The following is a 26,454-nucleotide window of genomic DNA, read 5'->3' as shown; positions in this document are numbered from 1 at the left end:
AGGCCCTCCGGCGCCGGAGGAGCGGGCCCGGGGCGGCGCCCCGGAATCGGGACGGGAAGGGGCGGAGGGGGCGGAAACCGCCGCAGGCGCCCCACCCGCCGCAGGCCCGCTCCTGCGCGACCGACGAGGCAGGCACAGCGGGCTGGGCCGGTGGCCCGCGCCACCCGCACGACCGAACCCGCCCCTCACCACGGCCGCCCCCGCAGATACCCCTCGACCTCCTCCCGCCCCCACACCCCGTCGGCCACGACGACCCGGTAACGCCGGGTCAGCGTGTCCCCCACTCCCAGCTCCAGCTCCTCGTGGAACGCCCACGACGGGGCGACCGCCGCGAACGGCTCCACCCGGACGAACCAGTGCGCCGGATGACCCCCGGCCCGCCCCGCGTGGTCGTTCTCCGGCGCGTGCGCGAAGACGACCGTCGCGTGCCCGTCCGCCCCGTCGTGCTCCCCCGAGTACGCGAGCCACGGCGCCTGCCGCCCCATCAGCCCGCCGTCCGCCGGACCCGTCTCCGCCCCCGCGCCCGCGCGGTCCGCTCCCTGCGAGCCGGAAGGCGCCGCCGGGCCGGCCGGCTCCGGGCCGGGCCCGGTGACCCGGCCGCCCCGGAAGCCCCTCGGCCCGCGCCAGAACAGGCCGGTGTACCCGGCGCCCTCCCGCCCCGCCGTGCCCGGGCTGCCGAACCTCAGCGGCGTGTCCCGGCGGTTGGTGACGGCCGTGGTCCAGGTCAGCGCCCACGACCGCGACCCGAGGTCGACGTCGTGCACCTCGATGCGGCGCTCCTCCTCGGCCCACAGCTCGCCGCCGTGCGGATGCCAGGTGAGCCGCTCGGCGATGACCGCCCGCCCGCCGCCCGAGGCGACCTCGTCGAACGCGACGTGCGCCATGGACCCGACCCGCTCCGGGAGTTCGAGATACCCCTGCCCGTGCACGTAGGTGTTGCCGCCCCACAGGTTCTGGCCGGAGAGGTGCGAGGCCGTCATCTGCAGTCCCTTGTGCCAGCGGTGGTCGTTGGGGCGGTAGTCCGTGACGACGTCGCCGGCCAGCGTCCGGAGCGGGTGCAGATACGGTTTCGGGGCCTCCCAGGCCGCCTCCGGACGGTAGACGTAGCTCAACAGCTCCACGCCGGTGACCGGTTCCGTGACCGTGATCCGGTCGCCGAGGACATGGACGACGCGCAGGCCGTCCGGCGGGGTCGCGCTCACGGGGCCGCCTTCTCCCCGGCCGGGGTCCCGCACGGGCCCCGGTCCCCGGCGGAGACGGCCGCCGGCGCCCAGCCCGGCGCTCCGCCGTGCAGCGCGGTGTAGTAGGGATCACCGGGGCCGATGTCCCCCGCCCGTACCGTGGTGTCCGTGAACGCCGACTTGTAGAGGGCGGTGATCAGTTCCAGGCTGTTGCGGCCGTCGGCGCCGCTGGCACGCGGCCGCTCGCCCGCGCGCATGCTGGCGACCAGCTCCCGCAGCTGGGCGAGGTGGGAGCTGGGCACGTCGGTGCCGAAGTCCCGCCAGGCCGCCACGTCCGCCTCGGCGGTGCCCGGAGCGGGGGTGATGCGCCAGTCGGCGTTGCCGTGTCCGTAGAGGTGGGTCAGTTCGACGGTGGCGCGTTCGCAGTCGATGCGGATGCGGCTCACCTCGTCCGGGCTGAGCACGCTGTTGACGACGGTGGCCATCGCGCCGTTCCCGAAGCGGACCAGGGCGGTCGAGACGTCCTCCGTCTCCACGTCGTGGACCAGGCGCCCGGCCATGGCGCGGACCTCGCTCCACGGCCCCAGGAGGTCGAGCAGCAGATCCATCTGGTGGATCCCGTGTCCCATGGCGGGGCCGCCGCCCTCGGTCCGCCAGCGCCCCCGCCACGGCACCGCGTAGTAGGCGGCGTCGCGGTACCAGGTGGTCTGGCAGTGGGCGACGAGCGGACGGCCCATGCTCCCTGAGGCGAGCAGCCGCCGTACGTGCCGTGCCCCCGAACCGAAGCGGTGCTGGAAGACGATGGAGGCGTAGGGACCGCCGTGCGTCCCCTCCTCCGCCTCGATGGCGTCGAAGTCGGCCGGCGTCGGCACCGGTGGCTTCTCGCACCACACCCAGGCCCCGGCCCGCAGCGCGGCGACGGTCTGCTCGCGGTGCAGGGTCGGCGGGGTGCAGACGGCGACGAGGTCCGGCCGCCGCTGAGCGAGCATCAGGTCCAGGTCGGTGTAGGCGTGCGGGATGCCGCCGCTCGCGCAGAACGCCTCCACCGCGGCGGAGTCGATGTCGACGGCGGCGACGATCTCGACCTCGCCCTCCGCGGCGAGTTCGGCGAGGGCCGGCAGCTGGCAGAGGCGCGCGATGGCGCCGGTACCGACGACGGCGGCCCTGATACGCCGGCCGTCCAGCGGCGCCGGGCCCCGGCCGGGGGACGGCGTGGGACCGGGAGCGGCGAGGGACGCGGAAGCCGTCACGGAACCGGCCGGGGTGCGGGAGGTGGGCATGGACGTGATCAGCGCTCCATCGAACGGGACGTCGGACGCGGACCGGCACTCGCCGTTTCGGAGACCCGATGACAGCAAGCGCTTTCTCCGACTGCCGCAACGTATGCGCCGCTCCGGGTTCCGGTCAACACCGCTCCCGCGCCGCCTTCCGGGTGACGCGGCCGCCCCGCCGGTCCGCCGTGAGCAAGCACATACGGTGTGCGTAGCCGACCGGTAGCGGAGTGTCAGTCCCTGCCCCTAGGCTTGCGCCCATGTCCCGCGATGTCACGCCCCTTGGTTCCGTGCGGTCTGCCGCCGCGTTGAACGAGCAGATCCGCGCGCTGTGGACGCGCGCGGGCGGTTCCCTGTCCCCGCAGGAGCGCAGGGAGTACGAGCTGCTGGTCGTGCGATGGGCGGAGGCGATACGCGACGAGGTCATCGAGGCGGCGTGAGACCGCCGGGGTGAGCGCCCTTCTCCCCGGCGGCCGGCCTCCCCGTGCCCCCGCCGGCTCCCGCCCGCCGCGCTCAGCGCCCGCCCGACACCCGCAGTACGGCCCCCGTGGCGTACGAGGCGTCCGGGGACAGCAGCCAGGCGATGGCGGCGGCAATCTCGTCCGCCCGGCCGGGGCGGCGCAGCGGGACGGTGGCGGCCGCGCGTGCGGCGCGTCCCGGGTCGCCCATGGTGGCGTGCATCTCGGTGTCGATCACTCCCGGCGCGACCGCGTTGACGCGGATGCCGTCGGGGCCGAGCTCCTTGCCCAGTCCCACGGTCAGCGCGTCGATCGCCGCCTTGGTCGCCGCGTAGTGCACGTACTCGCCGGGGCTGCCCAGGGTGGCGGCCGCCGAGGAGACGTTGACGATGACGCCGCCCCCCGTGGCCGTCATGGACCGGGCGGCCCGGCGGGAGCAGAGCAGCGTGCCCAGCAGATTGACGTCCACGACCCGGCGCAGCACGGTGGTGTCGGTGTCCGTGAGCCGGCCGAGCGGGCCGGTCACCGCCGCGTTGTTCACCAGGCCCGTCACGGGGCCGAGTTGCGCCTCCGCGGTGTCGAAGAGCCGTTCCACGTCGGCCTCGACCGCGAGGTGTCCATGCGGACGGTGACGCAGCGCGCCCCGGCCGAGCGCACCGCGAGGGCCGTCGACTCCGCGGCCTCGTCGTCGCTGACGTACCCGATCGCCACGTCGTGCCCGTCGGCCGCGAGACGCCGGCTGGTGGCGGCACCGATCCCCCGGCTGCCGCCCGTGACCACCGTGACCGGACGTGACATGCGTGCCTCCTGGCGTCGTCGGGGACCGCGCCGTGGCGGTCGCGCCGTAGAGGCCGCCGCGCAACGGATCGCGTCGTGACTGATCACCTCACGATCGCAGACGGCCACGAGGCGAACCGATCCGGCCCGGCCATGTCCGGACTGGATCACAGCCCGCCGGGTACTGGCCCTCTCACCAGGCCGGATGCCTGACCGCCCCGCCGGCGGACGCCCCCTGTCGGAGATCCACTCGGGCGCGCACACTGGAGACCACGCACGACGAGGGAGGCCACCGCATGAGGTTGCCAGACATCCGGGAGCCGGTCGTCGGCCGTCGGTCCGGCCGACGCTCTCCCGGGCGGCCCTCCTCCGGGCGGCCCTCCTCCGGCCGGTGGCAGGACCGGCTCGGCTCCCGCTGGTGGCGCGGTGCCGCGGCCCTGGCGGCGGGAGCGATACCCGCCGTCGCCTTCCCCGCACCCTCCCTGTGGTGGTTCGCGTACGTCGCCCTGGTGCCCTGGATGCTGCTGGCCCGCTCGGCCCCGATCGGCCGGCGGGCCGCGTACGACGGCTGGCTCGGCGGGCTCGGTTTCATGCTGGCCGTGCACCACTGGCTGCTGCCGAGCCTGCATGTGTTCACCGTCGTCATCGCCGCGCTGCTCGGGGCGCTGTGGGCGCCCTGGGGCGCGCTCGTGCACCGGTTCCTCGCGGGGGTGCCCTCTCACGGCCGGGTCGGGGCGGCGCTCATGGTGCTGCCGTCGGGCTGGCTGATGGTCGAGCTGGTCCGGTCGTGGCAGGGCCTGGGCGGCCCGTGGGGACTGCTCGGGTCGAGTCAGTGGCAGGTGGAACCCGCCCTGCGGCTCGCGTCCGTCGGCGGCGTGTGGCTGCTCAGCTTCCTCGTCGTGGCCGTCAACGTCGCCGTCACCGTGCTCGTGGCCGTGCGCCGGTCGCGGATGCCCGCCGTGGCCGGGCTGGTCGCCACCGCCGCCGCCACGTCGGCGGCGTGGGTGTGGTCGCCGCGCCCCGATCTCGACGGCAGCGTCGCCGTCGCGGTCGTCCAGCCGGGGACGGTCGCGGACGGCATGGGCAGCGCCGAGCGGCGGTTCGACCGGGAGGAGGCGCTGACCCGGAAGCTGGCGGGGCGCGACCCCGATCTGATCGTGTGGGGCGAGAGCAGCGTCGGCTACGACCTCGCCGGGCGGCCCGACCTCGCGGACCGGCTCGCCGCGCTGTCGCGCCGGACGGGCGCCGACATCCTCGTCAACGTGGACGCGCGCCGCTCCGACAGCCCCGGCATCTACAAGAGTTCGGTCCTCGTCGGTCCGCACGGGCCGACGGGCGACCGCTACGACAAGATGCGGCTCGTCCCCTTCGGCGAGTACATACCCGCGCGGTCCCTCCTCGGCTGGGCGACCTCCGTCGGCAAGGCCGCCGGCGAGGACCGCAGGCAGGGGACGCGGCAGGTGACGATGGACGTGGGGCACGGACTGCGCGTCGGCCCCATGGTGTGCTTCGAGTCCGCCTTCCCCGACATGAGCCGTCATCTCGCCCAGGACGGCGCCGAGGTGCTGCTCGCCCAGTCGTCGACGTCGAGCTTCCAGCGGAGCTGGGCGCCCGAGCAGCACGCCTCGCTGGCCGCGCTGCGGGCCGCCGAGACCGGCCGTCCGATGGTGCACGCCACCCTGACCGGCGTCTCGGCGGTCTACGGCCCGGACGGCACCCGCGTGGGCTCCTGGCTCGGGACGGGGACGAGGGGATCGGCCGTGTACGAGGTGCCGCTGGCCCGGGGCGTCACCCCGTACGTCCGCTTCGGCGACTGGCCGCTGGGCGTGGCGCTGCTGACGCTGGCCGCGCTGTGCGCGGCCGAGGGCGCGCAGGCGTTCAGGCCGCGGCGGAGCTCTCCTCTACCGCACGTACCACCCGTTCGCACAGCTCATGAGTCTCCAGCGCGTCCCGGGCGCTGAGCACCCTGCCCTCCCGCACGGCGTCCAGGAAGCCGGTGACGCACTGCTCGATGCCGCGCTGCCGCGCCACCGGCACCCAGTCGCCGCGCCGCCGCACGGTGGGCTGCCCCTTGTGGTCGACGACCTCGGCGAGGTGGAACACCTGCCGCTTGGTGTCCTGCCCCGAGACCTCGAGGATCTCCTCCGTCGAGCCGCTCAGCCGGTTCATCACACCCAGCGCGGTGAAGCCGTCGCCTGCGAGTTGCAGGACGACGTGGTGCAGCAGCCCGTCCCGCGTCCGTGCCCGCACGGTCACGTCGTCGATCACTCCCGGCACCAGGAACCGCAGGGTGTCCACGACGTGGATGAAGTCGTCGAGGATCATCGTGCGGGCCTGCTCGGGCAGCCCGACCCGGTTCTTCTGCATGATGATCAGCTCGCGCGGGTGCTCGGCACACTGGGCGTACCCGGGCGCGAGGCGCCGGTTGAAGCCGACGGCCAGGCTGACGCCGCGCTCCTCGGCGAGCCGTACGAGCCGCTGCGATTCGGCGAGCTCGTAGGCGATCGGCTTGTCGACGTAGGTGGGCACTCCCGCCTCCAGGAGCCGGCCGACGATCTCCGGGTGCACGGCCGTGGGCGCGTGCACGAAGGCGGCGTCGAGCCCCTGGGCGATGAGCCCGGAGAGGTCGGTGTGGCAGCGCTCCGCCGGGACATGGAGGCTGCCGGCGACCCTGGCGAGCGTCGCGGGCGTCCGGGTCTGGAGGTGCAGCTCGATTCCCGGCTGGACGGCGAGCACCGGCAGATACGCCTTCTGCGCGATGTCACCGAGTCCGATGCAGCCGACCTTCACGGGGGTCTCCTCAGGGAATGCGTACGGGCTTGCCGACCTCGCCGGAAGCATACGGCCGGCCGGGGCGGACGCCGGCCGGGGGCCCCGCCCGCGGGGACCGTCCCGGTGCCGGAGCGGGCGCGCGCGTACCCGGCCGACGCCACCCGCGACGGGCCCCGGCCCGGGTGCGGGCCGGCTTCCTCGGCGCCGCCTGCGCAACCTGTCCGAAAACAGCTGGGCAGGACGGGTGGAGCGCTCACTCATGCGGGGCATCCTGCGCCTGTCCGCTCCCCAAGGGCTGCCCGGCGCAGCAGAGTTGCCCGGGTGTATCGAACGACGACCACCGCAGCGCTCCTGGTCACCGTGGCTGTCACGGCCCTCTCCGGCTGTATGACCGTCCACCGGCCGTCCCCTTCCGACCCCGCCGCCGGGCAGCACCGTCCGCCTGCGCCGCACGCGGACGGCAGAACCGCTCCCCCCGCCGTGCAGGGCCCGGCGGGCGAGGCCCTGCAGCGCGTCGGGCCGCCCCGAAAGCCCACGAAGGGCGAGGCCGCCCCGTCCCGGACGGCCTCACACGCCCCTGCGGCACCGGCCGCTCCACCGCACCGCCCGCACACCGACCCGCGCCCCGCACCCCGCCACGCCGTACCGCCCGGCGTCCCGGTGGCGCCGCCGCGCAAGGTGCCGCGCAACGCGGACGTCTGCGCCCTCGGCCGCACCTACGGGGGCTGGAACCCGGGCAGCCCGGAGTCCGTGATCTGCAAGGGGACGTACGGAGGCTGAACCCTCCCCCTGCCCTCGCGGCAGGGGAAGGTGACGGTCAGGGCCGCTGTCTCGGCGGTCCCGGCATCCAGCCGCCGGGCCCCCGGGGTCCGGGAGCGGGGCCCGCGTCGCCGTCGCCCTCGCCGTCGAGGCGCCGTTCCAGACGGGTGAGGGCCGCACGGACCCCGTCGCCGTAGGCGTCGTCGCCGAGTGCGCCGACGGCGCCGCGGGCCCGGCGCAGATGACCGCGGGCGGCCTCCGAGCGGCCGAGTCTCACGTAGTCGGCCGCCAGGTTCAGATGCAGCGACGGATAGAACGCGCGGACCGCGAGCGACCGGTGCTGCTCGGCCAGGCGGTCGTCGGTGAGTTCCTCGGCCGCCGACAGGGCTCTCAGGTCCCAGGCGAGCTCGTCGGCGGGGTCGTCCTGGGTGTCGGCCATGTAGTGGGCGAGGGTGCAGCGGTGCAGGGGGTCACCGGCCTCCCCGATCTCCGCCCACAGGTCGTGGAAGCGGAGCCGGGCCTCCTCACGGTCTCCCCCGTGGTGCAGCATGACGGCCTGCCCGATCCGGGTCATCATGGCGTCCGGCGCCGCCTGCTCCCGCTGCTCCGCCACCGCGTCCTCCACACTCGTCACCGTCGTGCACGAAGCCGGGGCCTGCCCGGCGCGACCGCCGCGGCGCGGGACCCGGCCCGCACGTCCGCTTCGATCAGTCGTCGTCGCGGTCGTCGTGGCGCACCCGCGACCCGGCCCGCCGGACAGACCCTAGAGCCTGACCGGCCGAATCACACCGGAGACACGGCTCCCTCCCCCGCACCGGTCGGCACGGCGGTCCGGCCGGAGGGCGGCGGGGCGGCCCACCGCCGGTCCCTCCCCCGCCCGGCCGCGCCGGACGGTCTCAGCCGAGGTCCGGAATGCGCCAGTCGATCGGCTCGTGGCCCTGCGCGGCCACCGCCTCGTTGATCTGCGTGAACGGGCGCGAACCGAAGAACCGCTTCGCCGACAGCGGCGAGGGGTGCGCCCCCTTCACCACGACGTGCCGCTCCTCGTCGATCAGCGGGAGCTTCTTCTGTGCGTAGTTCCCCCACAGGACGAAGACCGCCGGGTCGGGGCGGCCGGCCACCGCGCGGATCACCGCGTCGGTGAACTTCTCCCAGCCCTTCCCCTTGTGCGAGTTGGCCTCTCCGGAGCGGACGGTCAGCACCGCGTTGAGCAGCAGGACACCCTGCTCGGCCCACGGCATCAGACAGCCGTTGTCGGGGATCGGGGTGCCCAGCTCCTCCTTCATCTCCTTGTAGATGTTGCGCAGCGACGGCGGGGTGCGCACTCCGGGGCGGACGGAGAAGCACAGACCGTGTCCCTGGCCCTCGCCGTGATAGGGGTCCTGGCCGAGGACCAGCACCTTCACCCGCTCGAACGGCGTCGCGTCCAGGGCGGCGAAGACCTCCTCGCGCGGCGGGTAGACGGGACCCCGCGCGCGCTCCTCCTCCACGAACTCGACAAGCTCCTTGAAGTAGGGCTGCTGCAGTTCCTCGCCGAGGACGCCGCGCCAGGACTCGGGCAGCATGGCGGTATCGGTCACGTCAACTTCCTCCGGTGTGCGGTTGCTTCACGACCGCACAGCGCGCGGCCGCCGTGCGGGCGCACAGGGTGCGGCCGCGCCGGCACCACAGAACCTACCGCCGCCCACTGACAATCGGACCGGGGGCCGCCAGGGCCCGGCCCCGTCCGCGGGCGGGCGGGGGATCACCAGCTGGTCTTGCGGTGCAGCTGCCACATCATCATGATCGTCGAGGGGTCCAGGGCCTGTTCGCTGCCCGCGATCTCCTCGCTGGCCGCGATGAACTGCTTGCCCTGCCACAGCGGCAGCAGCCGGACGTCGTCGACGAGGATCTGCTGGGCCTTCTCGAACTCCTTGACCACGGCGCCGCGGTCGCTCTCGCGTCGCGAGCGGGGCAGCAGCACGCCGGTGATCCGGGGGGCGTCGTAGGGCGTGCCGAGGGCGTTCTCCCGGCCCACGAACGGCGCGATGAAGTTCTCGGCGTCCGGGAAGTCGGGGAACCAGCCGCGCCCGAACACGGGGTACTCGCCCTTGCGGTAGCCCGCCTCGTACGTCTTCCAGGGGCGGCCCTTGACGGTGACGTCGAAGAGGCCGGACTCGTTGAGCTGGCGCGCGATCTCCTTGAACTCGGGCGCGGTCTCGGAGCCGTAGCGGTCGGTCGTGTACCAGAGCGTGAGCGGGACGCGTTCGGTGATGCCCGCGTCGAGGAGGATCTTGCGGGCCTTGGAGGAACTGGGGTCCCCGTAGTCGTCGAAGAAGCCCGTCGTGTGGCCCGTGAGGCCCTGCGGGACCATGGAGTAGAGCGGGTTGACGGTGTCCTTGTAGACCTTGTGGGCGATCGCCGCCCGGTCGATGATCTGAGCGACCGCCTTGCGGACCGCGGGCTTCTCGGCCCACGGGTCCTTCGGGTTGAACACCAGGTAGCTGATCTCGGTGCCGGCGCCCTCGATGAGCTGGACGTCCTCCTCGGCCCGGTCCTGGAGGGAGACGATGTCCTTGGAGGCGAGACCGCGGAAGGTGACGTCGATGTCCTTCTTGCGCAGGGCGTCGACCATGTCGGCCGAGGTCGTGAAGTAGCGGATGGTGACGGCGTCGTTCTTCCGGTCGGCGTAGCCCTTGTAGTGGTCGTTCTTGACCAGTTCGGCCTTCTCGCCGTCCTTGTAGGACCGCAGGCTGTAAGGCCCGGAGCCGAAGACCTCGCCGTCCTTGCGGATCGCGTCGGCCGGGTAGTCGTCGGGGTCGACGATCGACATGGCGGGCGTGGCGAGGACGAACGGGAAGGTGGCGTCGGGCTTGTTGAGGTGGAAGAGGAGTTCGCGGTCGCCCCTGACCTGGACGCGGTCGAGACTGCCGAGCAGACCGGCGGGGCCGCCCTTGAGGTTGATCTTCCTGATCCGGTCGATCGAGTACTTCACGGCCCGGGCGTCCAGGGTGTCGCCGTCGGAGAACTTCATGTCCTCGCGCAGCACACACCGGTAGGTGAGGTTCGTGTCGTCCGTGAAGCGGCAGCTCTGCGCGGCGTCCGGCTGCGGCTCGGTCGCGCCGGAGGGGTAACTGAGCAGCGTCTGGTAGATGTTGCGGAACAGCTCCCAGGAGCCGTCCCAGGAGGCGGCCGGGTCGAGCGTGCTGGGCGCGCTGGTCGTGCCCACGACGATCGGTCCCTCGTCGTCCGAGGAGTCCGACGACAGGACACCGCATCCGGCCACCAGCGATATCGACGCGATGACTGCCACCTCACGCAGGCACCGATTCCGGTTGAACACGCGCACGCTCCTCGATCTGCCGTACCAAGGGTCGGCAGACCATACCGCAGTGCCCCGCCGGGTGAACCCTTTCCCGGCGGGGCACTTGATCAGCATGTTTATGACTACGTTGTCATGCCCCTGTTGATCTTGGAGCGGCGCTCCGGGGGCGGCGGACCGGCCGGCCGGAGTGGGCCGGCCGGTCCGCCGTCACGGGGTCAGCCGACGCCCGCGTTCAGGAAGATGCCGCCGTCGACCACCAGCGTCTGGCCGGTGATCCAGTCGGACTGGTCCGAGGTGAGGAACGCGGCGGCGCCGCCGATGTCCGAGGGGACGCCGAGCCTTCCGAGGGGGTAGGCCGCGGCGGCCTCCGCCTCACGGCCCTCGTACAGGGCCTGCGCGAACTTCGTCTTGACGACGGCGGGCGCGATGGCGTTGACCCGCACCTTGGGCGCGAACTCGTGCGCCAGCTGCAGGGTCAGGTTGATCATCGCCGCCTTGCTGATGCCGTAGGCGCCGATGAACGGCGAGGCCGAGACACCGGCGACCGAGGCGATGTTGACGATCGCACCGCCGTTCTCGCCCTGCCATGCCTTCCAGGTCTGCTGCGCGAAGCCGAGCGCCGAGACCACGTTGGTCTCGAAGACCTTGCGCGCCACGTTCAGGTCGAGCTCGGCGATCGCCCCGAACACCGGGTTGGTACCGGCGTTGTTGACCAGGTGGTCGACCCGGCCGAAGGCCTCCATGGTGCGCTCGACGGCGACGGCCTGGTGGGCCTCGTCGTGCGCCTTTCCTGCGACACCGATGGCGCGGTCGGCGCCGAGCGCCTCGACCGCTTCCTTCAGCGCGTCCTCGTTGCGGCCCGTGATGCAGACCCTGTCACCGCGTGCCACCAGTGCCTCGGCGATGCCGTAGCCGATGCCGCGGCTGGCACCCGTGATCAGCGCGACCTTGCCGGAGAGTTCCGGACGTTCCGTCATGTCCCTGTCTCCCGGATTCAGTTGAGCGGTCCGCCGGCCACGTACATCACCTGGCCGGAGACGAATCCGGCCTCCTCGCCGGTGAAGAACGCGATGGCGTTGGCGATGTCGTCGGGCCTGCCGACGCGCTGCACCGGGATCTGGGTGGCGGCCGCGGCCTGGAAGTCCTCGAAGCCCATGCCCACGCGGGCGGCGGTGGCGGCCGTCATGTCGGTGACGATGAACCCGGGCGCGACGGCGTTCGCGGTGACGCCGAACTTGCCCAGCTCGATGGCCAGGGTCTTGGTGAAGCCCTGCAGCCCGGCCTTGGCGGCGGAGTAGTTGGCCTGGCCGCGGTTGCCGAGCGCGGACGACGACGACAGGTTGACGATCCGGCCGAACTTCGCGTCCACCATGTACTTCTGGACGGCCTTCGACATCAGGAAGGCGCCCCGCAGGTGGACGTTCATGACGGTGTCCCAGTCGGACGCGGCCATCTTGAAGAGCAGGTTGTCGCGGAGGACGCCCGCGTTGTTCACCAGGATCGTCGGCGCGCCGAGCTCCTCGGCGATGCGCGCCACCGCGGCCTCGACCTGCGCCTCGTCGGAGACGTCGCAGCCGACCGCGAGAGCCCTGCCGCCCGCGGCGGTGATCTTCTCGACGGTGTCCTTGCACGCGGCCTCGTCGAGATCGATGACCGCGACGGCCCGGCCCTCGGCGGCCAGTCGTACGGCGGTCGCGGCGCCGATGCCGCGCGCGGCACCGGTGACTACGGCAACGCGCTGCTCAGTGGTGGACATTGCTGGTTCTCCTCGCCCTTGGAAAGCCGGCCGTCGCCCGGCCCGGCTGTCTCGACAACCTCGCGGAGCCTCCGGGGAACCCCGAAGGACCTGCGGCTCACACGGTACGCCCGTCCGGTGAGCGACCGCTTAGTACCTTCGACAGACGTGACGCTAGAAGGCACGGCACCCGGTGTCAACGGCACACGGGGCCGCTGTGATCGATTACCTGACCAGCAGATCGAGCAGCCGCCGGGTCTCGACGCCCGGATCGGCGGTCAGACCGGTGTGCACGGGACCGGGCTGGACGATCGTCGACCGGGGCGCGATCAGCCAGCGGAAGCGCCGCCCCGCGTCGTCCCCGGCCGCCTGCCCGGCCTCCGCACCGCCGGCACAGACCCCTTCCACCGCCCGCAGCGCCGCGCGCACCGCGGCCACGTCGGCCCGCGGGTCCAGCGCCCGGAGCCTGGCCTCGTCCAGATGGGTGAGGGCGGCCACGTACGACCGGGCGCGGCAGTACACCAGCACGCCCGCGTTGATGCACTCCCCCCGCTCGACCCTCGGCACCACACGCAGCAGCGCGTACTCGAAGACATCACGTCCGGCCGCCCGCCCGCCCGCCGGTCCCCCGCTCCCCGGCGTCCGGTCGACGGCGGTTCCGTGTCCTGCCGTCCCGCTCACTTGTCCTCCTCGGTCACGACACGCTCATGGATGACGGCCGCCCGCGCGAGGAGCGGCTCGGCATAGGCGCGGCGCAGCGCGTCGGCCGTCTCGAAGCCGGGCTCGTCCGCCAGCCACTCCCCGGGGATCTCGGCGGTCACCTCGTCCAGCAGTTCCCTGGTGACGAGCGGCGCCAGTTCGGCCGCGGCCGCCCCGATGTCCGGGCCGAAGGGGGCCAGAGCGTGGTCGCGGGCGTCGTACGGCTTGGCGGCCGACACGGCGGCGCCGGGCCAGTGGTGGTGCCAGATCATCGTGGCGCCGTGGTCGATGAGCCACAGCTCGCCCCGGCGCACCAGCATGTTGGGGTTGCGCCAGGAGCGGTCCACGTTGTTGACCAGCGCGTCGAACCAGACCACGCGCCCGGCCTCGGCGGGGCTCACCTCATGGGCGAGGGGGTCGAAGCCGACCGCGCGGGAGAGGAAGTCCATGCCGAGGTTGAGCCCGCCGCTGGACTTGAGCAGCTCCTGGACCTCCGGGTCCGGTTCGCCGAGTCCCAGCACCGGGTCGAGCCCGATGGTCACGAGGCCGGGCACCCGCAGGCTGAGCCGGCGGGCGAGCGCGCCGCAGACCACCTCCGCGACCAGTGTCTTGCGTCCCTGCCCCGCGCCGGTGAACTTCATGACGTACGTGCCGAGATCGTCCGCCTCGACGAGGCCCGGCAGCGAGCCGCCCTCGCGCAACGGGGTGATGTAACGCGTGGCGAAGACTTCCTTGAGCATCGCCCCAGGCTACTGGGGGTGCCTCCCGCGACCCCGGACGGTCCTCCGCCGTTGCTCCGCGGCGGCGTCCCGATCGGGTGAAGTCGTGGCGCACCCACTGAACGGCGCGACCGGACCGGCCGTACCTTTCAGCAGATCCACGTCCGGCTCTCGGCAGTCCGGCGTCACGTCCGGCGAAGGGAACGTCAGCATGACCAGCGAATCGCTCCAGCCCGTATCGGCTCCGGCCCGCCGCACCGTCGTGGCGGCGGTCGGCGCGGCGGGGCTCGCCGTCGCGCTGACCGCGTGCGGGTCGGACGACACGTCCTCCGGCTCCTCCGAGGTGGGCAGTGACGGTGCGAGCAGCGGTGGCACGGGCGGCGGCGACAACGCCGCGGCCGGTGCGGCCGGTGGCACGGTCCTCGCGAAGACCGCCGACATCCCCGAGGGCGGCGGCAAGGTCTTCGCCGACCAGGGGGTCGTGGTCACCCAGCCCTCGGCCGGCACGTTCAAGGCCTTCTCCTCCAAGTGCACCCACCGGGGCTGTGCCGTGAAGGGCATCTCCGACGGTGTCATCAACTGCCCGTGCCACGGCAGCCAGTTCTCCGCCGCCGACGGCAGCGTGAAGAAGGGCCCCGCGACGAGCCCGCTGGCCGCCACCAGGATCACCGTGGACGGGGACTCGATCAAGCTGGCGTGACACGGTCCCGCGCGGTGACGGCAACCGGGCTCGGCCGGGCGTGCTGCTGTCCTCTTCCCCTTCGTCTCAGGCGCCGCGCCCGGCCGGCCGTCCGCTTCCCATCGCGCCTCACGCGCTCGCCCGGCCGGCCGTCCGGTTTCCCATCGCGCCTCAGGCGATCGCCCGGCCGGCCGTCCGCAGCGCCTGCACCGCCGCCCTGATCGACGGGCGGCGGTCCGCGTCCGCGCGCCACACCACGTACACGTGCCGCCGCACCCGCTGGCGCAGCGGCACGGTGACGACCGTGTCCGGCATGGGACGGCGGCCCAGCAGGGGCGCGATGCACACGCCGAGCCCCGCGGCCACCAGGGCGAGCTGGGTGTGCGTCTCCGCCGCGCGGTGACCGATGCGCGGCTCGACACCCTTCGAGCGGAGGGTGAAGATCAGCCACTCGTGGCAGAACTCGCCTTCGCCCCAGGTGATCCACTCGTCGTCGGCGAACTCGGTCAGGTCGACCTCGTCCCGGCCCGCGAGCGGGTGGCCGACGGGCATCGCCACATCGGCGGGGTCGTCGAGGATCGCCGCCTTGACGAGCCCGTCGGGCAGCGGCATGGGCTTGTTGTACCAGTCGAGGACCACGGCCAGATCGAGGTCTCCGCGCACGACCCCGGCGACTCCCGCCTCCGGCTCCAGCTCGCACGAGCGGACCCGCAGCGAGGGGTGGTCGGCTCTGAGCGCGGCGAGCGCGCCGGGGAACAGCCCGCGCGCGCCGGTGGGGAAGGCGGACAGCCGCAGCTCGCCGACCACCTGGCCGCGCTGCGCCTCCAGGTCCGACTGGGCGAGTTCGACCTGGGACAGGATGCGCGCGGCGTGCTCGGCGAGCAGCTTCCCGGCATCGGTGAGGCGGACGCCCCGCCCGTTCTTCGCGAGGAGCCGCTGGCCGACCTCCCGTTCCAGCTTGGCCATCTGCTGGGACACCGCCGACGTCGTCACGTGCAGTCCCTCGGCCGCGCCGCTGACCGAGCCGTGCCGGGCGAGGGCGTCGAGCGTACGCAGGCGCTCCAGGTTCAACATGTAAGCGATACTACGAGGTATCGCTCCAGAAATCTCGCTTGTGCTACGAGGTCCTCTGCCTCATCGTGATCCCATGAGCACCGCCGCCACCGCCCCCGGGGCCAGTACACCCGCAGACGCCCCAGCCGTCGCTCCCTCGGACGAACCCTCCGGGAGCCGTACGCCCGTCGCCCGGTCCACCGGCCGTCCCGGCGGCCGTACGGCCGCCACCGCGTCCGCCGCCGCACCGGTCCCCGCGCCGGCGGCCGTCCCCACCGCGCGTCGGCGCCCCGCCTCCGACTGGCGTGTCCGCTTCGTCCTCCTGTCCTCGATCTGGGGCTTCAGCTTCCTGCTGATCAAGGTCGGCACGGACGGGTTCGCGCCGTTCCAGGTGACGTTCGGCCGGCTTCTCTTCGGCTCGGCGGTCCTGGTCGCCGCGCTGCTGGTGAAGCGCGAGCGGCTGCCGCGGGGGATCCGCACCTGGGGCCATCTCGCGGTCGCCGCCTTCCTGCTCAACGCCCTTCCGTTCTCCCTCTTCGCCTACTCCGAGCTCACGATCCCCTCCACGCTTGCGGGCATCTGCAACGCGACCTCCCCGCTGTGGGGCATGGCCCTGTCGATGGTGGCGCTCTCCGAGGACCGGCCCACCCGGCGCAGGGTCGCCGGCCTCGGCATCGGCTTCGTCGGCGTGCTGACGGTGCTGGGCGCCTGGCAGGGCTTCAGCGGCCTGGACGTCAGGGGGACGACGATGGCCCTGGCGGCCTCGCTCAGCTACCCGGTCGGCTGGATATACGTCCGCCGCACCCTGGCCGGCTCCGGCCAGTCGCATCTCTCCCTGACCGGCGCCCAATTGCTCCTCGCCACCGCGCAACTGGCCGTCGTCACCCCGCTGTTCACCTCCCTGCCGAGCAGCGTGCCGGTCGTCCCGCTGCTCGCGGTCGTCGTGCTCGGCGCCCTCGGCACCGGGCTGGCCATGCTCGTCCAGCACGGGCTGGTCGCCGAGGTCGGCCCGACGACGGCCCAGATGGTCACGTACTTCGTCCCGGTCATCGCCACCGCGGCGGGCGTCGCGATACTCGGCGAGTCACTGGCCTGGTCGACGCCGGTCGGTGCCGTCATCGTCCTGGCGGGCGCGGCCCTCACGCAGGCCAGGCCGCGCTCGTGAGGGATGCGCGGCGCTCCCGCGGCCGGCGGTTCGGCGCGGGGCGCTGACGCGCCGTCACCCGTAACGGCGGGCCGGTGCGGGGCCGACGGCGGCGGCCACGGCGTCCGCGAGCGGCTCGATGTCACCCGGCCGGAGCGCCGAGACGGTGATACGGACGGCCGGGGGCGCGCTCAACCGGAAGCGGGCGCCGGGTGCGACCGCCCAGCCCGCGTGCAGCAGCCGCGCGACGGCTCCCGTCTCGTCCGGCACCGGGACCCAGACGTTCATGCCGCTGCGCCCGTGCGCCGCGACTCCCCGCCCGGCGAGCGCGGCGGTCAGCGCGTCGCGGCGCACACCGTAGGCCACCGCCACCGCCACCGGGTCCACCGCGCCGCTCGTCCACAGGTGGACGACGGCCCGCTGCAGCAGACGGCTCACCCAGCCGGGGCCCAGCCGCTGGCGTCCGTGCACCCGGTCGAGGGTGACCGGGTCCCCGGTGAGGACGGCGAGCCTCAGGTCGGGCCCGTAGGCCTTCGCGACGGAGCGGACCAGCGCCCAGTGCCGCGTGACGCCCGCGACGGGATGCAGCGGCCGGTCGACGATGCGGTGACCGTGGTCGTCCTCGACGAGCAGGGTCTCCGGGTACTCCTCCAGCACGGAACGCAGCGCACGCGCGCGTGCGGCGCTCACCGCGGCGCCGGTCGGGTTCTGCGCCCGGCAGGTGACGAGGAGGGCGCGCGCCCCCGCCGCCAGCGCCCGCCGCACGTCGTCGGCGAGGGGACCGTCGTCGTCGACGCCCACGGCGACCGTCCGCAGCCCGAGCGCGGGGACGAGGTCGAGCACGCTGCCCCAGCCGGGGTCCTCGACCGCGACGGCGTCCCCGGGCCTGAGGTGGGCGGCCAGGACCCGCTCGATCGCGTCGAGCGACCCGGAGGCGACCAGGACCGGTCCGTCCGGCACACCGTCCGCGTCGAGGTCCGCCCTGGCGAGCCGCGCCAGCTCCGGCTCCACGGCGTCCGCCCCATAGACCACCGGCTCCTTCTCGGCCTGCCGGGCCGCCGCCGCGAACGCCTCGGCGAACCCGGGCAGCAGGGCGGGGTCGGGGTTGCCGTCGGACACGTCCCGCACACCGGCGGGCACCTCGACGCGGATGTGGTCGCGCCCCGTCGTCGCGGGCTTGGAGCGGACGCGGCTGCCGCGCCGGCCGGCGGTCTCGATGACCCCGCGCTCCCGCAGCGTGCGGTACGCGGCCGCGACCGTATTGGGATTCACCCCGAGGTCGGCCGCCAACTCCCTCATGGGCGGCAGCAGTTGACCCGGCTGCAGCTCCCCGGAACCGACGGCACCCTCGACGCCGGCGGCAATCTCGGCTGCGCCGCGCCCTGTGATCCGATACTCTCCTAGCACAAAGACGATTATGCACTAGTGCAATGGGAGTACGCAATGCCGGAGACGGGTACCCAGCAGGCCACGACACCGCCCGCCGCCTACACGCCGACCGACCGCACCGTCCCCAGCCGCTCCCGGGAACGCGCCGCGTACGACCACGAGACGGTGCACGCGATACTCGACGAGGGCTACGTCTGCCATCTCGGGTTCGTCCGCGACGGAGCGCCGGTCGTCCTGCCGACGCTGTACGCGCGGGTCGGCGACCGCCTGTACGTGCACGGTTCGACCGGCTCCCGCCCGCTGCGCATGACGGGCAAGGCCGAGCCGGGCCTCCCGGTCTGCCTCACCGTCACCCACGTCGACGGGGTGGTCCTCGCCCGCTCCGCGTTCCACCACTCGATGAACTACCGCTCCGTCGTGGTGCACGGCCTCGCCCACCAGGTGACGGACCCGGAGGAGAAGCGGCAGGCCCTGGACGCGCTGGTGGACCAGGTCGTGGCGGGGCGCTCGGCGGACTCCCGCCCCGCCGACGCCAAGGAGCTCGCCGCCACCGCGGTGATCCGGCTGGACCTCGACGAGGTGTCCGCCAAGGCGCGCACCGGCGGCCCGAACGACGAGCCCGAGGACATGACGCTGCCCCACTGGGCCGGCGTACTCCCCCTGCGCAAGGGGTACGAGGCCGCCGTCCCCGCCGCCGACCTCGCCCCCGGCGTCGAACTCCCCGGCTACCTCACGCAGCCGTGACCGGGGGCAAGTCCTTCACTCGGCCGTGACCGGGCAAGGCCCCCTGAGCCGGCCGGTGGCCCCGCGCGGGCCACGACCCGTTCGGCGGCCGGTCTCGCGTGGGCGGTGCGGCCCGCGTGGGCGGTGCGGCCCGCGTTCGCGGCGGCCACTCGTCCGGCGGCGCGACCCCCGGCCGGGGGTGCGACCCGCGTGGATGGCGCGGCTCTCGACCACCGCTCCGGGTCAGACGGGTACCGTCGCCCGCTCGGCCTGCGCCCGTGCGGCTCCCGCCTCGGCGAGGGCGAGGCCCGCCACCGAACCCAGCATCAGCAGGGTGCCCGTCAAAGTCGCCGCCGTGAGCCGCTCGCCCAGCAGCGCGACGGCCAGGACGGCGGCGCTCACCGGCTCCAGAAGCATGATCACGGAGACGGTCGCCGAGCGGACGACCGCGGCGCCCGCGAAGTACAGGGCGTACGCGAGGGCCGTCGGAACCGCGGCGATGTAGACCAGCATGCCGAGCAGACGGGCGGGCTCGGCGGCGGACGGGAACAGTCCCTCCGCCAGGCCGAACGGCAGCAGGCAGAGCGTCGTGACGGCGAACGCCCCGACGGTGGTGCCGGACGCGTCGGCCCGGCCGTCGCGCCCCCACCACCGGGTGAGCAGCGTCATCACGGAGTATCCGGCGGCGGAGACCACGGCGAGCACCACACCCCACGGCCGTACCGTCGCGTCCCCGCTGCCGAGCACCAGCACCGCGAGCCCGGCCAGCGCCCCGGCCACGGCGGCGACCCCGCCCCGGCCGAGCCGCTCCCCCAGGGTCAGCCGCGCGCCGAGCGCGATCAGGACGGGACCGGCGCCGAGCGTGACGACGGTGGCCACGGCCAGGCCCGTCGCCTGGACGGCGGCGAAGTAGGCGGTCTGGAAGACGGCGAGCGCGAGCCCGGTGGCCGCGGCCCGCACGGACCTGCGCCGCAGCGGTTCACGCACGGCGGCCCGGCGCGCGGCCGCGCGGGCCGTCCGCACGCGCGGCCGGACCGAGCGGGTGGCGAGCAGCAGGACGAGTCCGCCCGCGCACCGCCAGAAGGAGAGGGCGACCGGGCCCATGTCACTGGCCCGGTAGACCAGCGACGCGGCGGCGCCCGCGGTGCCTCAGGCGACACCGGCGACGATCAGATGGAGGAGGCCCCGCCCGACGGGCAGGCCCGAAACAGCATTCGACACGTGTTCTCTCCGCGGCTACGCGGCCGCACCACCGCGCGGCCGCTCAGAAGTTCGGCAATGGACCACGTCGCGGCCGGTGCGCGGGCACCGGTACACGGAAAGGTCCTCGGACTTCGTCTGCGGGCAGCGCCGAGCGGCCCGGCCGAACAGCCGGGCGTGGTGTCCGCGGAGCCCGCGTCAGGCGGCCGGAGGCGGAAGGACGAGCGCGCGTGCGTGCATGGTCCGCACTCCAGTGGTGTCTGACACATGCCCGCGGCGTCGCGGCGCCCGGCACGCACGCTCGCGGCACCGCTCCTTCTCCCACGCTCATGTATCAGACACCCCCTGGACCGCGCCGCCACGGGCGGACAACTCCCTCTCGGCCTCGCCCGGCCCGCTCGCGACCGGGCCGTCGGACGGCTTCACCGGCGTCGACGACTGCGCGATGAAGGCGCCGGCCAGCACCACCGCGCCACCGGCGATCTGCGGAGCCGACAGATGCTCGCCGAGCAGGATCCAGGCGAGGACGGTCGCGATGACGGCTTCGAGACAGGCGACGACTCCGGCCACCTGGGGCGAGAGCCTGCGTACGGAGACCACGCCGGTGACGTAGGCGACGGCGGTCGCGATCAGCACGATCCAGCCGAGGAGCAGCCAGGCGGCGACGGCGGTGCCGTCCATGTCCGCGCTGCCCGCGAGCACGGACCAGTGCATGGTCCAGGGGCGCGCGACGACCGTCAGCACGACGGCGCCCAGGAGCAGACCGTAGGCGATGACGCCGAGCGGGTCGGGCGCCTCGTGGCCCGCGTCGCTGCCCTGGTCGGAGAGGACGAAATACCCGACCTGGCAGCAGGCGGCCCCCAGCGCGAGCAGCAGTCCGACGGCGTCGAAGCCCAGCCCCGACCACACCTCGACGACACAGGCGAGGCCGCCGACCGCGAGGACGACGCCGAGCGCCGCCGCGCGGGTCACGGGCCGCCGCTGGACGAACTTCACCCAGCCGAGGACCAGCGCCGGTGCCAGGTACTCGACGAGCAGGGCGACACCGACGGGGATCCGGGAGATCGCGGCGAAGTAGCAGGCCTGGACCCCGGCCACGGCGAGCAGGCCGTACCCGGCGAGCAGCGCGGGCCTGCGGAGGAGCAGTCCCCGGTGGCGGACGGCCCACGGCAGCATGACCAGGGCGGCGCCGGCGACCCGTAGCCACACCACGTGGAGCGGGGAGAGACCGGCCTCGATCAGCGGCTTGGCGGCGACGCCCGATCCTCCGAACGCGACCGCCGAGACGAGCGCGAGGCCGAGGCCGACGCTCTTGCCGCTGTGGCCCTGACCGCTCGTACTGCCTGAGCTGCCTGAACTGCCTGTACTGCCCTGAGACGACGTGTGCACCGGCACATGATGACAGGCCACGACAGGAGCGTCACCCCCGATAACACCTGTCTCAGAGCATGGACCCCGGCGACCGGGCAGGCCGGCCGTGCTCAGAAGCCGGCACCGCCGCCCGGGGCCGGCTGCCCGCTCACCACACGGGTACGGGGCCGGCCGCGCTCCGTGCCTTCCGCCACCCGTGCCACCCCACCCGCCTCCGGATCCGACGCCGGGTCCGACGCGGCATCCGTCCCCGTGCCGTCAGCCGCAGCGGCCTCGATCCGGTGCGCCAGCCCGGCCGCGTCCACGCCCACGCGGGCGATCACTTCCGCTGCCCGCGACCGGGGGTCCACGAGGACGGCCGCCAGCAGGTCGAGCCCCCGGGGATGCGCGTCACCGCGTCGCCCGGCGCGCTCGCACGCGTGCTCCAGCGCCTCCGCCGCCACGGGCGACCAGCCGGCGCCGGGGGCCGTCACCGGCGCCGTTCGGGACACCTCGGCCGCGCTCTGCCAGCGCAGCCCGTAGCCGATGCTGCGCTGCACGAGGTAGCCGAGCAGCCGCGCGAGGTGCTGACCGTCCTCGAAGACCGCGCGGACCCCGGGGTCCGACTCCAGCAGGGCGTGCAGCAGGTGGGCCGTGTCGATCTGCCGGTCCCCGTCACGCACCGCCCTTCTGCGCGCACCGGCGACCACCGAGGCCAGCTCGGCAGTGAGCCTGGCGTCGATTTCCGCGTGCTTCGGACCGCTCCCGGCGGCCGCTTGCTGGGAAGTTCGGGATCGCACTGTCCCACCTCATCAGCCTCTCCGGGCGAACACATCCTCGGTGGGCACCATGTTCCCGTCCCACGGAGGTAGTGCACGGGCGGGCGGTCCTCCTTCTTACGGATGACATCGCGCCGACATCGTTTCAGGGGCGCGCGCCGCCTCGTCCCACACCCGGCGCGTACCGCCGGACGCCCGCCGCTCAGCACGACCCCGGCCTGCCGCCGGCCCCACCCGGTCCGTCGGCGCGGCATGACGAAGGCGTCCCGCTGAATCGCTTCAGTGGGACGCCTCACCGGGCCGGGGCCCCAGGCCCCCGGCCGGTCAGTCCTCGTCGGCGAGGATCAGGTACAGCTTCTTGCGGGCCTCGTTGATGACCGAGAGCGCCTTCTCGCGCTGGTCCTTGCTGCCGGTCTTCCAGACCTGGCCGAAGGCCTCCATGAGACCGAAGCCGGCCTGCCGGATCTCGTTCAGGGATTCCCAGTCGACCCCGCGCCCGGCCTCTTCCCACGGCGCCTCGGGCCCCTCGTCGGCCGCAGCGCGGCCCGACTCGGTGAGCGAGAACAACTTCTTGCCGCCCTCGCTGGCGCTGGTGATCAGGCCCTCGTCCTCCAGCAGCTGGAGGGTGGGATAGACCGAGCCGGGGCTGGGCTTCCACGCCCCGCCGCTGCGCTCGGCGATCTCCTGGATCATCTCGTAGCCGTGCATGGGCCGGTCCTTGAGCAGGGCCAGGATCGACGCGCGTACGTCGCCGCGCCGCGCCCTGCCCCGGGGCCCGCCCCGGCCTCCCCGTCCGCCCCAGGGGCCGGGGCCGAAGCCCGGTCCACCGAAGCCGGGGCCGCCGTGTCCACCCGGCCCGAAGGGCCCGAAGGCCCCGCGCAGCCCCTCGAAGCCGCCCCGACCCCGATGGCCCGGACCGCCGTGCTGTCCATGTCCGTGTTCGTGTCCGTAACCGAATTCCGGCCCGAATGCCTGTCCATGGGAACGCATCGCCATCACTCCATTCCATCGTTGATCGATCGCGATGCCTCAACGATATATCGCGAACTCGCGTCCGACAACCCCCTGGAGAACCTCGCGGGAGCCCACCGAGGTCTCCGCGTCCGCGATTTACATAAACTATGAATATAAAAAGACTATGCTTCGACCATGAGTCGTCACGACACCGAATCCGGTGCGTCCGCCGCCATCGGGGCAGCCCTCTACGGCCTGGCCACCAGGGCCGCGAGACGCCTGCCCCGGGACATGACCCTGACCTCCGCCGCGACCCTGGCCACCCTGGACCGGACCGGCCCGCGGCGCATCACCGATCTGGCGGCGGTCGAGGGCGTGACCCAGCCCGCGATGACCGCCCTGGTCCGGGTGATGGAGGAGTCCGGCCTGGTCGAGCGGCGGGGTGACGCGTCCGACAAGCGGGTCACCCTGGTGTGCCTGACCGAGGCCGGCGCCTCCTATGTCCGGACGCGGCGCCAGGCGGGCGTCCACGCGTTCGAGCGGCTGATCGGCGAGCTCACCGGCGACGAGGTCGAGGCGCTGGTGGCGGCCCTGCCGGCGCTGAGGCATCTGGCGGAACTCGAAAGCCAGGACCGCGAAGGGCCGAGGCAGTGACCGGGCAGCCGGTCGGCGGGAGTGCGGTGAAGGCGTTCCCGGTGGCACGCTCCGAGACGCGGCTGCTGGTCCCCGCCCTGATGTTCATCGCTCTGGTGGTGGCGGCGGTCGCCAGCCTCGGGACGCCGCTCATCACCAGCGTGGCGACCTCGTTCCACGTCTCGCTCGGCAGCGCCCAGTGGACGCTGACCGTCGCGCTGCTCAGCGGCGCCGTCGCCACGCCGGTCCTGGGCCGCCTAGGAGCCGGCCCTCACCGGCGCGCCACGATCCTCGCCACGCTGATGGTCGTCGTCGCCGGCAGCACGCTCACCGTGCTGCCGCTGCCCTTCGCGTGGCTGCTGGCCGGCAGGGCGGCCCAGGGCGTCGGGCTCGGGCTGACGGCGCTGATGATGGGCGTGGCCCGGGACCACCTCCCCGAGAAGCGCGGCGCGGCCGTGATCGCCCTGATCTCGGTGGTCTCGGTCATCGGGGCCGGCGTCGGCTACCCGCTGGCCGCACTGCTCGCCGAGTTCGGCGGGGTACGGGCCGCCTACGGCCTCGGCCTGGTCGTCACCGCCGCCGCCCTCCTGACCGCGTGGCGTTCCATGCCCGAAGCCCCCGAGGGCCGCTCCGCCCACGTGGACGTGGCAGGCGCGGTCGTCCTGGCCGCTGCGCTGCTCCTGGTGCTGTTCCTCGCCGGCGAACGGGATCTGTGGAGCCGGCACCTCGCCATGGCGGCGGGCCTCGCCGTCGTCGCGGTGGTGCTGCTCTGCTTCTGGGCCGTCATCGAGCTGCGCAGCACGACGCCCCTGGTGGATGTGCGGGCGGTGCGGCACCCGGCGGTCGCCGGGGCGAACCTCGCGATGTTCTTCGGCGGGATCGGCATGTACCTCCTGCTCACGCTCATCACCCGGTACGCGCAGACGCCGCACGGCGCCGGCTACGGTTTCGGGCTGACGACCTTCGTCGCCGGGCTGGTCCTCGTCCCGTTCTCTGTGCTGGGGTTCGTCGCCGGCAAGCTCACGCCGCGGGTCCGGACGCGGATCGCCGACCGCCTGCTCCTGGCCGGCAGCGCCGTCGTGGTCGGCGGCGGGTTCGCCCTGTTCGCGGCGGCCCGGTCGGACCTGGCCGAACTGTTCGCGGCGATGGGCGTGCTCGGCTTCGGCGTCGGCGGCTTCTCGGCCGCGATGCCCGGCGTCATCCTGGCCGTCACCCCCACGAGCGAGACGTCCAGCGCCATGAGCTTCAACTACGTCGTCCGCAGCGTCGGGTACTCCCTGGGCAGCGCCATCGGCGGCCTGATCCTCGCCGCGGGCACCGGCCCCGGCCGCCTCTTCCCCGACGACAGCGCCTACACCACCGCGGCGCTGGCCGGCATCGGCGCCATGGCGATCACGACGCTGGCAAGCCTCGCTCTCGCCCGCCGACGCACGTCCGAGACCAACCCGTAAGTCAGATGCGCTCATTTCCGACACTGGAGGTTCCATGCCCAAGGGCTACTGGGTCAGCGTCTACCGCGCCATTGCAGACCCTGCGAAGCTGGCTGCTTACGACAAGCCGGCCGGTCCGGCCGTCGCGGCCGGGGGCGGTCGGGTCCTCTCCCGCGCCCAGCCGGGTCGTGGCGTATGACGCCGGAATCGCCGAGCGCACCATCCTGATCGAGTTCGACAGCTTCGAACAGGCCGTCGCGGCGCGCGAGAGTGCGGCCTACCAGGAGGCGCTGGCCGCCCTCTCCGACGGCGTCGAGCGCGACTTCCGCATCGTCGAAGGCATCGACTGACCTAGGTTCTTTCGTTCGGATCAGGCCGGGCTCGCGGGGTCCGGCCTGATCCGAACGAAAGACCCTGGGTTCCGTCTCGACACGTACGGTCGCCGCGGGCCACCGGGGTGGCCAGGGACCAGATCGTTCAGGGCGTGGGACGGGTGAGCCCTCGAAGGCGGTCCAGATCCCCGGGATTGGCCTTGGCCTGCGGCCCTGGCCGCCCTCTAGCGTCGTCCTATGCGCATCCGAATCGTCGACGCCTTCACCGACCGCCCCTTCTCCGGCAACCCGGCCGGTGTGCTCCTGCTGGACGCCTTCCCCGACGACGCCCGGCTCGGGAACATCGCCCTGGAGGTCAACCACGCCGAGACCGCGTTCGCCCACCCTCTCCCCGGGGGAGGCGAGGCCGACTGGGCGCTGCGCTGGTTCACTCCCGCCACCGAGGTCGCGATGTGCGGTCACGCCACGCTGGCCACCGCGCACGTCCTGCACTCCACCGGCGCCCACCAGGGGCCGGTGCGGTTCGCCACGCGCAGCGGGGTGCTCATCGCCACGCCGCACGAGGACGGGTCGATCACCCTGGACTTTCCGACCGCGCCGCTCACCCCGGTCGACGTCCCGGCGGGCCTCGCCGAGGCCCTGGGCGCGGAGCCGCGCTCGGCCCTCGACACCGGCCCGAACGTGGGCGACCTGCTGGTGGAACTCGCCGACGAGCAGACCGTCCTCGATCTCGCCCCCGACTTCCGGGCTCTCACGCGCCACTCCGAGCGGGGCGTCATCGCGACCGCCCTGGCCGCCGATCCGTCACACGGCTACGACTTCGTCTCCCGCTGCTTCTTCCCGAACGTCGGCATCGACGAGGACCCGGTCACGGGCAGCGCCCACACGGCCCTGGCCCCCTTCTGGTCCGAACGTCTCGGCAGGGCAGGTCTCACCGGGCGTCAGGCTTCGCGCCGCTCCGGGCTCGTCCGCACCGAGGTCCGCGGCGAACGCACCCTGCTCACCGGCCGCGCGGTCACGGTCATCGAGGGCGAACTGCTCGCCTGACGATCACGCCGGGCACCCTGAGGCCGCACGCCGGAGCGTACGGCGCCCGACGCTCCGGGCGGGCGG

At 73.6% G+C, this 26,454-nt stretch carries 24 protein-coding genes and 3 pseudogenes; 10 read left to right on the top strand and 17 right to left on the bottom strand.

Annotated elements, in window-relative coordinates; genetic code table 11:
- Positions 1-185: 185 nt before the first annotated feature.
- Both ACFY93_RS16425 and ACFY93_RS16420 read right to left on the bottom strand, forming a co-directional pair.
- Positions 186-1,202 (bottom strand): DUF6807 family protein, encoded by a 1,017-nt coding sequence (locus ACFY93_RS16425; protein WP_391358759.1) that lies wholly within the window; start codon positions 1,200-1,202, stop codon positions 186-188.
- Complete coding sequence (locus tag ACFY93_RS16420) at positions 1,199-2,461, bottom strand: Gfo/Idh/MocA family oxidoreductase (protein ID WP_391358756.1); 1,263 nt, start codon at positions 2,459-2,461, stop codon at positions 1,199-1,201. The genes ACFY93_RS16425 and ACFY93_RS16420 overlap by 4 nt, the downstream gene beginning before the upstream one ends.
- A 251-nt stretch (positions 2,462-2,712) precedes the next feature.
- On the opposite strand from ACFY93_RS16420, the gene ACFY93_RS16415 reads away from it, so the two are divergent.
- Positions 2,713-2,892 carry a hypothetical protein gene (locus tag ACFY93_RS16415; protein ID WP_391358753.1) on the top strand — a complete coding sequence of 60 codons (180 nt, stop codon included), beginning with the start codon at positions 2,713-2,715 and terminating at the stop codon, positions 2,890-2,892.
- Positions 2,893-2,965: 73 nt separating this feature from the next.
- On the opposite strand, the pseudogene ACFY93_RS16410 reads toward ACFY93_RS16415, so the two are convergent.
- Positions 2,966-3,708, bottom strand: a pseudogene (locus ACFY93_RS16410) (SDR family oxidoreductase).
- A gap of 275 nt (positions 3,709-3,983) precedes the next feature.
- Between ACFY93_RS16410 and lnt the strand changes: the two are divergent.
- Complete coding sequence (gene lnt / locus ACFY93_RS16405; RefSeq protein ID WP_391358750.1) at positions 3,984-5,648, top strand: apolipoprotein N-acyltransferase; 1,665 nt, start codon at positions 3,984-3,986, stop codon at positions 5,646-5,648.
- Here lnt and ACFY93_RS16400 read toward each other — a convergent pair.
- A complete protein-coding gene (locus ACFY93_RS16400; RefSeq protein WP_391358746.1) occupies positions 5,566-6,477 on the bottom strand; it encodes a Gfo/Idh/MocA family oxidoreductase in 912 nt (303 codons plus the stop codon). The genes lnt and ACFY93_RS16400 overlap by 83 nt on opposite strands.
- A gap of 303 nt (positions 6,478-6,780) precedes the next feature.
- On the opposite strand from ACFY93_RS16400, the gene ACFY93_RS16395 reads away from it, so the two are divergent.
- Entirely contained in the window at positions 6,781-7,239 is a 459-nt protein-coding gene (locus tag ACFY93_RS16395; RefSeq protein ID WP_391358744.1) for a hypothetical protein, read from the top strand.
- Positions 7,240-7,276: 37 nt separating this feature from the next.
- On the opposite strand, the gene ACFY93_RS16390 is transcribed toward ACFY93_RS16395, so the two are convergent.
- The 7 genes from ACFY93_RS16390 to ACFY93_RS16360 all read right to left on the bottom strand — a co-directional run bounded on the left by ACFY93_RS16390 (position 7,277) and on the right by ACFY93_RS16360 (position 13,696).
- Positions 7,277-7,795 carry a hypothetical protein gene (locus ACFY93_RS16390; RefSeq protein WP_391359339.1) on the bottom strand — a complete coding sequence of 173 codons (519 nt, stop codon included), beginning with the start codon at positions 7,793-7,795 and terminating at the stop codon, positions 7,277-7,279.
- 319 nt (positions 7,796-8,114) lie between these two features.
- Positions 8,115-8,798, bottom strand: a complete 684-nt coding sequence (gene ung, locus ACFY93_RS16385; protein ID WP_391358741.1) for a uracil-DNA glycosylase — start codon at positions 8,796-8,798, stop codon at positions 8,115-8,117.
- Positions 8,799-8,962: 164 nt separating this feature from the next.
- Positions 8,963-10,546, bottom strand: a complete 1,584-nt coding sequence (locus ACFY93_RS16380) for an ABC transporter substrate-binding protein (RefSeq protein WP_391358739.1) — start codon at positions 10,544-10,546, stop codon at positions 8,963-8,965.
- Between the two features lie 191 nt (positions 10,547-10,737).
- The gene (locus ACFY93_RS16375) at positions 10,738-11,499 is read right to left on the bottom strand and encodes a glucose 1-dehydrogenase (RefSeq protein ID WP_391358736.1); all 762 of its coding nucleotides are present in this window, start codon (positions 11,497-11,499) and stop codon (positions 10,738-10,740) included.
- 17 nt (positions 11,500-11,516) lie between these two features.
- Positions 11,517-12,278 carry a 3-oxoacyl-ACP reductase FabG gene (gene fabG, locus ACFY93_RS16370; RefSeq protein ID WP_391358733.1) on the bottom strand — a complete coding sequence of 254 codons (762 nt, stop codon included), beginning with the start codon at positions 12,276-12,278 and terminating at the stop codon, positions 11,517-11,519.
- Positions 12,279-12,482: 204 nt separating this feature from the next.
- Positions 12,483-12,836 (bottom strand): DUF3037 domain-containing protein, encoded by a 354-nt coding sequence (locus ACFY93_RS16365; protein ID WP_391359336.1) that lies wholly within the window; start codon positions 12,834-12,836, stop codon positions 12,483-12,485.
- A gap of 98 nt (positions 12,837-12,934) precedes the next feature.
- Entirely contained in the window at positions 12,935-13,696 is a 762-nt protein-coding gene (locus ACFY93_RS16360; protein ID WP_391358730.1) for a HipA family kinase, read from the bottom strand.
- Between the two features lie 190 nt (positions 13,697-13,886).
- Here ACFY93_RS16360 and ACFY93_RS16355 point away from each other — a divergent pair, with 190 nt between their 5' ends.
- Positions 13,887-14,375 carry a Rieske 2Fe-2S domain-containing protein gene (locus ACFY93_RS16355; RefSeq protein ID WP_391358728.1) on the top strand — a complete coding sequence of 163 codons (489 nt, stop codon included), beginning with the start codon at positions 13,887-13,889 and terminating at the stop codon, positions 14,373-14,375.
- Positions 14,376-14,525: 150 nt separating this feature from the next.
- On the opposite strand, the gene ACFY93_RS16350 is transcribed toward ACFY93_RS16355, so the two are convergent.
- Positions 14,526-15,428, bottom strand: a complete 903-nt coding sequence (locus ACFY93_RS16350; protein ID WP_391358726.1) for a LysR substrate-binding domain-containing protein — start codon at positions 15,426-15,428, stop codon at positions 14,526-14,528.
- Positions 15,429-15,501: 73 nt separating this feature from the next.
- Between ACFY93_RS16350 and ACFY93_RS16345 the strand changes: the two genes are divergently transcribed.
- Positions 15,502-16,572, top strand: coding sequence for an EamA family transporter (locus tag ACFY93_RS16345; protein ID WP_391358724.1), 1,071 nt, complete (start codon positions 15,502-15,504; stop codon positions 16,570-16,572).
- Between the two features lie 54 nt (positions 16,573-16,626).
- Here ACFY93_RS16345 and ACFY93_RS16340 read toward each other — a convergent pair whose 3' ends face one another.
- Positions 16,627-17,958 carry an aminotransferase class I/II-fold pyridoxal phosphate-dependent enzyme gene (locus tag ACFY93_RS16340; protein ID WP_391358722.1) on the bottom strand — a complete coding sequence of 444 codons (1,332 nt, stop codon included), beginning with the start codon at positions 17,956-17,958 and terminating at the stop codon, positions 16,627-16,629.
- 36 nt (positions 17,959-17,994) lie between these two features.
- Between ACFY93_RS16340 and ACFY93_RS16335 the strand changes: the two genes are divergently transcribed.
- Positions 17,995-18,684 carry a pyridoxamine 5'-phosphate oxidase family protein gene (locus ACFY93_RS16335; RefSeq protein WP_391358719.1) on the top strand — a complete coding sequence of 230 codons (690 nt, stop codon included), beginning with the start codon at positions 17,995-17,997 and terminating at the stop codon, positions 18,682-18,684.
- Positions 18,685-18,906: 222 nt separating this feature from the next.
- On the opposite strand, the pseudogene ACFY93_RS16330 reads toward ACFY93_RS16335, so the two are convergent.
- From ACFY93_RS16330 to ACFY93_RS16315, 4 genes and pseudogenes are all read right to left on the bottom strand, one after another.
- Positions 18,907-19,884 (bottom strand): annotated as a pseudogene (locus tag ACFY93_RS16330) (DMT family transporter).
- A 306-nt stretch (positions 19,885-20,190) separates the two neighbouring features.
- Positions 20,191-21,258 (bottom strand): EamA family transporter, encoded by a 1,068-nt coding sequence (locus tag ACFY93_RS16325; protein ID WP_391359335.1) that lies wholly within the window; start codon positions 21,256-21,258, stop codon positions 20,191-20,193.
- A gap of 86 nt (positions 21,259-21,344) precedes the next feature.
- Positions 21,345-22,013: a Clp protease N-terminal domain-containing protein gene (locus tag ACFY93_RS16320; protein WP_391358717.1), complete on the bottom strand. Its 669-nt coding sequence runs from the start codon at positions 22,011-22,013 to the stop codon at positions 21,345-21,347.
- 303 nt (positions 22,014-22,316) lie between these two features.
- A complete protein-coding gene (locus tag ACFY93_RS16315) occupies positions 22,317-22,991 on the bottom strand; it encodes a helix-turn-helix transcriptional regulator (RefSeq protein WP_391358715.1) in 675 nt (224 codons plus the stop codon).
- Positions 22,992-23,237: 246 nt separating this feature from the next.
- Here ACFY93_RS16315 and ACFY93_RS16310 point away from each other — a divergent pair, with 246 nt between their 5' ends.
- From ACFY93_RS16310 to ACFY93_RS16295, 4 genes and pseudogenes are all read left to right on the top strand, one after another.
- A complete protein-coding gene (locus tag ACFY93_RS16310; RefSeq protein ID WP_391359333.1) occupies positions 23,238-23,600 on the top strand; it encodes a MarR family transcriptional regulator in 363 nt (120 codons plus the stop codon).
- Positions 23,597-25,030 carry an MFS transporter gene (locus tag ACFY93_RS16305; protein WP_391358712.1) on the top strand — a complete coding sequence of 478 codons (1,434 nt, stop codon included), beginning with the start codon at positions 23,597-23,599 and terminating at the stop codon, positions 25,028-25,030. Before ACFY93_RS16310 ends, ACFY93_RS16305 begins: the two co-directional genes overlap by 4 nt.
- Positions 25,031-25,064: 34 nt before the next feature.
- Positions 25,065-25,359 (top strand): annotated as a pseudogene (locus ACFY93_RS16300) (DUF1330 domain-containing protein).
- 219 nt (positions 25,360-25,578) lie between these two features.
- Positions 25,579-26,388 carry a PhzF family phenazine biosynthesis isomerase gene (locus ACFY93_RS16295; protein ID WP_391358708.1) on the top strand — a complete coding sequence of 270 codons (810 nt, stop codon included), beginning with the start codon at positions 25,579-25,581 and terminating at the stop codon, positions 26,386-26,388.
- Positions 26,389-26,454: the final 66 nt, after the last annotated feature.

The sequence above is a fragment of the Streptomyces sp. NPDC008313 genome (genome assembly GCF_042956125.1).
In the GTDB taxonomy this organism is placed as follows: domain Bacteria; phylum Actinomycetota; class Actinomycetes; order Streptomycetales; family Streptomycetaceae; genus Streptomyces.
This window is presented reverse-complemented; position numbering and strand designations above follow the sequence as displayed.

What these genes read in the sequence shown, in the direction of transcription:
- ACFY93_RS16420 (WP_391358756.1), bottom strand. Translation starts at nt 2,461, where the DNA reads ATGCCCACCTCCCGCACCCCGGCCGGTTCCGTGACGGCTTCCGCGTCC.
- ACFY93_RS16415 (WP_391358753.1), top strand. Translation starts at nt 2,713, where the DNA reads ATGTCCCGCGATGTCACGCCCCTTGGTTCCGTGCGGTCTGCCGCCGCG.
- lnt (WP_391358750.1), top strand. Translation starts at nt 3,984, where the DNA reads ATGAGGTTGCCAGACATCCGGGAGCCGGTCGTCGGCCGTCGGTCCGGC.
- ACFY93_RS16390 (WP_391359339.1), bottom strand. Translation starts at nt 7,795, where the DNA reads ATGATGACCCGGATCGGGCAGGCCGTCATGCTGCACCACGGGGGAGAC.
- ACFY93_RS16375 (WP_391358736.1), bottom strand. Translation starts at nt 11,499, where the DNA reads ATGACGGAACGTCCGGAACTCTCCGGCAAGGTCGCGCTGATCACGGGT.
- fabG (WP_391358733.1), bottom strand. Translation starts at nt 12,278, where the DNA reads ATGTCCACCACTGAGCAGCGCGTTGCCGTAGTCACCGGTGCCGCGCGC.
- ACFY93_RS16360 (WP_391358730.1), bottom strand. Translation starts at nt 13,696, where the DNA reads ATGCTCAAGGAAGTCTTCGCCACGCGTTACATCACCCCGTTGCGCGAG.
- ACFY93_RS16355 (WP_391358728.1), top strand. Translation starts at nt 13,887, where the DNA reads ATGACCAGCGAATCGCTCCAGCCCGTATCGGCTCCGGCCCGCCGCACC.
- ACFY93_RS16350 (WP_391358726.1), bottom strand. Translation starts at nt 15,428, where the DNA reads ATGTTGAACCTGGAGCGCCTGCGTACGCTCGACGCCCTCGCCCGGCAC.
- ACFY93_RS16345 (WP_391358724.1), top strand. Translation starts at nt 15,502, where the DNA reads ATGAGCACCGCCGCCACCGCCCCCGGGGCCAGTACACCCGCAGACGCC.
- ACFY93_RS16335 (WP_391358719.1), top strand. Translation starts at nt 17,995, where the DNA reads ATGCCGGAGACGGGTACCCAGCAGGCCACGACACCGCCCGCCGCCTAC.
- ACFY93_RS16310 (WP_391359333.1), top strand. Translation starts at nt 23,238, where the DNA reads ATGACCCTGACCTCCGCCGCGACCCTGGCCACCCTGGACCGGACCGGC.
- ACFY93_RS16295 (WP_391358708.1), top strand. Translation starts at nt 25,579, where the DNA reads ATGCGCATCCGAATCGTCGACGCCTTCACCGACCGCCCCTTCTCCGGC.